Origin of the sequence: Pseudomonas sp. F1_0610 (genome assembly GCF_047470865.1) — a bacterium.
Lineage (GTDB): Bacteria > Pseudomonadota > Gammaproteobacteria > Pseudomonadales > Pseudomonadaceae > JAZDRH01.
This window is the reverse complement of record NZ_JAZDRH010000063.1, coordinates 1-2,220: the sequence shown is the minus strand read 5'-3', so window position 1 is coordinate 2,220 and position 2,220 is coordinate 1. Positions and strand designations below refer to the sequence as shown.

At 30.8% G+C, this 2,220-nt stretch carries 4 protein-coding genes; all 4 read right to left on the bottom strand.

Translation table 11 applies throughout. From position 1 onward, the window contains the following. A partial coding sequence (locus tag VQ643_RS16140) for a hypothetical protein (RefSeq protein ID WP_414201514.1) occupies positions 1-347 on the bottom strand: 347 nt, incomplete at its 3' end. A 340-nt stretch (positions 348-687) separates the two neighbouring features. Next, positions 688-1,059, bottom strand: a complete 372-nt coding sequence (locus VQ643_RS16135) for a hypothetical protein (RefSeq protein ID WP_414201512.1) — start codon at positions 1,057-1,059, stop codon at positions 688-690. 291 nt (positions 1,060-1,350) lie between these two features. Beyond that, complete coding sequence (locus VQ643_RS16130) at positions 1,351-1,674, bottom strand: hypothetical protein (RefSeq protein ID WP_414201510.1); 324 nt, start codon at positions 1,672-1,674, stop codon at positions 1,351-1,353. A gap of 233 nt (positions 1,675-1,907) precedes the next feature. Then, positions 1,908-2,220: hypothetical protein (locus VQ643_RS16125; RefSeq protein ID WP_414201508.1), on the bottom strand; the 313-nt coding region annotated here is incomplete at its 5' end.

The following is a 2,220-nucleotide window of genomic DNA, read 5'->3' as shown; positions in this document are numbered from 1 at the left end:
ATATATTCTAAAAGGTTCATAAATTTTTCAATAGGCATTACATTGGATGGTATATTATATATATTTTCAGTGTCAAAAACAGCACCTTCAAATACTTTACCCTCATCCAGGTCTTTATCTAATTCCAAAGCAAAGCCTTCGCAAGGAAGGATCAATTCACCACGACTAACTAACTTTAAAAAATCAATAAAATCTCTATTTTTTATTTGACACGTATTCTGATCTAAAAACAAACAAATTATAGATAATAAGTCAGCACCCTCTTGTTCTATAATATAAGCTATCAAATCATCCAACCAATCTATATTACCATTCGAGTCATAATATATTGGAGTATTTAAGTTCATAATTCACCTTTAATATTAGTTAAAAACAGGAAATGCATTTGTTATAACTCCATCTCGGTCTCTAGTAACCCTAAAAAGGTAACCTCCTACTGTCTCGTTACGCGTTTTCTTTTCCACATCAAAAGCAAATTGTTGCCAATGCATTTGTGCCTTTAATGCAGCTTGATGTGAAAGTTCAACGCCCCTTTCATTGCTAAGAACAGAAGTATTTTAGTATGAATTTTAGATTGAATTTCTATTACTTTCCCCACATTTGTGTCCATTACCAGCAAATTTTGGTAGCCACTAATTTATATTTTTAATTTCATTAATAACTCTGCTTTATACAAAAATACAGATACTAACTTTTATATAAAGCAGAATAAGCCTGACCACAATATTTATAACAATAATCCTTAAACCACTCTTCATCCTTTAAGCAATTTATTAAAATATCAAATGCGACTGTTGAGTACTCTAGTAAATTTTCAAACATATTCTCCATATTACTAAAACTCCAATGAAACAACCCTTTAGAGCCACCATTTCCATATTCAAACACCAAATTATACTTAATTTTATTATCTATAATATCAACCTCTACATCTTCAAAAACATGAACAGATGAACTTAAATAATCAACATATAAAAAATAGTGTTTTCTTTCTCCAGGCCAGTAATACATCCCAATTACAGGGAAATAATCGTTCTGAACCTTATTATAAACAATCATACTTTACCTTGGAAATGGATATTGAATGTTTGGACTAACAATTTTTGCATCATACACTTTACCAGTACGCATACTATACTGACAATGTATTAGATCACTTTTGACAATCGTTACTTATGAAGCTAAAGATTAATAAATACCCGCTAGTTTCATGAGAGTTTTGTTAAAAGTGATTTTTCTTATAATATAAGTCTATCTTAATAGTCAGCAATGCAATAGAAATTTAATATACTTCATTATTTACATTGATAGGTAACAATAATATTTACACACTAAATCATGATATAACATTTAAAAATCTGTCCAGTCAGCATAGCTTATATCTTGTTCATTTAACTCAAGGTAATCATCCTCTGACATTTTTTCATTAAACTTTAAAATGGTGTTTTCTAATGCGCCTTGAATAGTATCACCAGATCCAACAGTAAATTCATAATTGTCATCAAACTTTCTTTTTATTGCTAAATTAGTCGCTCCTGTAAAATGGCCAGTTTGGCTTTCATAGATTTTTACTTTCATAGTTGCATAAGGCAAGATAGGAATCATAGTAATCGTAAATTCAGCAACTATTTTCTTTATTCTCCCTACATTTTTTATATGTAAATTATGCCACATAATATATACCTCACTGTTTTCCAAAAGATATTATCCTACCATCATCTATTATATCAATGTACTTTCCATTTTTATAATATCTAGTTTGGTTGTTTTTTGGTCAATGCCCGTTTCTGCTTTAGCAAGGACGCCGTAGTTTAGGTCGCTATAGGCTTGGTAGCCTTGCGCATTTTAGCTTTACATTCCTTGCTATTTTTGAAAACTTCTTCAATAACGATAGTGGCAGATGAAGTCTATGTACGCTCCCAGTCTTGTCGATTGTTTGAGTAGAATTCAATATCTTCTAAAAAGCGCTCACACACCCATTTAAATTTCACTGGAGACTCTGGTTCATCATCCCAACACCAGGAAATAGAACGTCTTAATAAATTAGAAAATTCATAATTATCTGTTCCTGCAAGCGCTGCTTCAACTAAGCGTTTAAACTCATTTATATCTATTTTTTCGTAATGAAAAATCTTCCATACAACGCCACTTATCCCATCTCTAACTTCATCTATGTTATATGTATTAATCACATCAGAATCTAGGTCTCCTAGTATATTC

Coding starts and splice junctions, on each gene's coding strand:
- VQ643_RS16135 (WP_414201512.1), bottom strand. CDS start 1,059: ATGATTGTTTATAATAAGGTTCAGAACGATTATTTCCCTGTAATTGGG.
- VQ643_RS16130 (WP_414201510.1), bottom strand. CDS start 1,674: ATGTGGCATAATTTACATATAAAAAATGTAGGGAGAATAAAGAAAATA.